Annotated in this window: 3 protein-coding genes; all 3 read left to right on the forward strand. The window is 69.5% G+C overall.

The features are described from left to right. Positions 1-251, forward strand: a 251-nt coding sequence (locus VF468_15150) for a hypothetical protein (GenBank protein HEX5879630.1), incomplete at its 5' end; no start/stop codon positions are given. A 24-nt stretch (positions 252-275) separates the two neighbouring features. Then, positions 276-1757 (forward strand): NADH-quinone oxidoreductase subunit N, encoded by a 1482-nt coding sequence (locus VF468_15155; protein HEX5879631.1) that lies wholly within the window; start codon positions 276-278, stop codon positions 1755-1757. A 59-nt stretch (positions 1758-1816) separates the two neighbouring features. After that, positions 1817-2081 (forward strand): hypothetical protein (locus VF468_15160; GenBank protein HEX5879632.1); only part of this gene is annotated, 265 nt, incomplete at its 3' end.

The raw sequence follows: 2081 nt of genomic DNA on the forward strand, positions 1-2081 counted from the left end.
CGGTCTACATGCTGTGGATGTTCCAGCGCGCGTTCTTCGCGGTCCCATCGGACTGGATGCGCCGCGCGTGGAACGGCCTCCATGACCTGACCCGCATCGAGTGGCTGTCACTCGCCCCGCTCGTCATCCTGGTCGTCGCACTAGGGGTGTTCCCGATGCCGGTCCTGGAGGCCACCGCCGCGCCCGTCGAGCGGATCCTCGACGCCGTCCAGGCCGCCGGCGGCCTGGACCTGGTGGCCTGGCCATGGTGAGCGCGGGAATGGACCGATGAGCCGATGAACGACCCGGCGAACCTCTTCCCGCTCCTTCCCGAGCTTGCCCTCGCCATCTCGATCCTGGTCGTCATCACCGTGGACCTGTTCCTGCCGCGCGAGCGGAAGTGGCTCCTGACCCCGGTCACCGCCCTCGGCCTGCTGGCCACCGCCGCGGCGATCGGCGTGGTGTGGACCTCGCCGCCGAGCGAGGCGCTGGCCGGGATCTACACCGTCGACGAGCTCGCGCTGGTGCTCAAGCTGGGCGCGGTCGGGATCGGTCTGCTGTCGGCCCTGTTCGCGCCGGGGTACCTGGTCGCGCGTCGCCTGCCGTTGGGCGAGTTCAACGCGATCCTCCTGTTCTCGACCCTCGGGATCTTCGTGCTCGCCAGCAGCGCGGACCTCATCACCCTGTTCCTCGGCCTGGAGCTGATGGTCATGCCGGCCTACGTGCTGACCGGATTCCACAAGACCGATCGGTTCAGCAACGAAGGCGGGTTGAAGTACTTCCTCCTCGGCTCGTTCGCCAGCGCCATCCTCCTGTTCGGGATTGCCTGGACCTACGGGCTGACCGGGACCACCGTCTTCCGCGAGATCGCTGAGGTCTTCGCCGACGGCCTGATGAACGGGGCGGTGCTGGTCGCGATCGGCTTCCTCACCGTGGGGGCGACCTTCAAGGCCGCCGCCGTCCCGTTCCACTTCTGGACCCCGGACGCCTACCAGGGCGCCCCGACGCCGATCACCGGCTTCCTCTCGGTCGGTCCCAAGCTCGGTGCGTTCGCCCTCCTCCTGCGCCTGTTCGGCGAGGCACTTGGGCCACTGCGCGCGGACTGGCTCGACGTCTTCGTGATCCTGGCCGTGCTGACGATGACCTTCGGCAACGTCGTGGCCCTGACCCAGACCAACGTCAAGCGGATGCTGGCCTACTCGTCGATCGCGCACACCGGGTACATCCTGGCCGGGCTGGCGGCCTACGCAGCCGCGCCCAGCGAGGCGATCGCGGTGCAGGCCGTCGAGGCGGTCGTGTTCTACCTCGTCGGCTACTCGGTCATGAACATCGCCGCCTTTGCCGTGGTCGGCATGCTCCAGCGTGACGTCCGCCGCTACGGTGGGCTGGCCTCGTTCGCCGGCCTGGCCACGCGCCAGCCTGCCCTGGCGGCAGCGATGACCGTCCTCCTCCTGTCGCTGACCGGTATTCCGCCGACGGTCGGGTTCTTCGCCAAGCTGTACATCCTGCTGGCGACCGTGGATGCGGGGCTGGTGTGGCTGGCGATCGCCATTGCCCTGAACGCCGCCCTCGCCGCCTTCTACTACCTGCGGGTCGTGGTCTACATGTACATGCGCGATCCGGAGGCCGAACCGGCCGAGGTCGAGCGGTCCGGGGTCGGGCGGCTGGCCCTCGTCCTAAGCGTGGCCGGCGTGATCCTGCTCGGTATCTTCCCCGGCTTCCTGCTCGGCTGGCTGCCGGTCGAGTGGCTGGCCGTGGGCCAGGGCATGCTCCGCTGAGGCATGTACCGCTGAACGCCCGTCGACCCCGGGGGCTGGCGCTCCCACTCACCCTCGCCGTGCTGGGAGTCGCGCTCATCCTCGTCGGCCAGCTGCCGCTCGACGAGACTCCGACACCCAGCCTGCCGCCGATCCCAACCCCGGTCGCTGCCACCGCCACCCCGACCCCGGAGGCGTCGATCGGTCCGTCGGCGACCCCCACTCCGGTGCCGACGCCGATCCCGAGCGACTGGGTCGCCACCCAGCTCCAGATCGAGTCGGTGGGGATCAATGTCGCGGTCCAGCGGCTCCCGGCCAGCCAGCCGCTCGGGACGTGCTGCGCAT

The organism is Actinomycetota bacterium (assembly GCA_036280995.1).
Classification (GTDB): Bacteria; Actinomycetota; CALGFH01; order CALGFH01; family CALGFH01; genus CALGFH01.

Excerpts from the sequence above, each read along its gene's own strand:
- VF468_15155 (HEX5879631.1), top strand. The coding sequence starts at position 276 with ATGAACGACCCGGCGAACCTCTTCCCGCTCCTTCCCGAGCTTGCCCTC.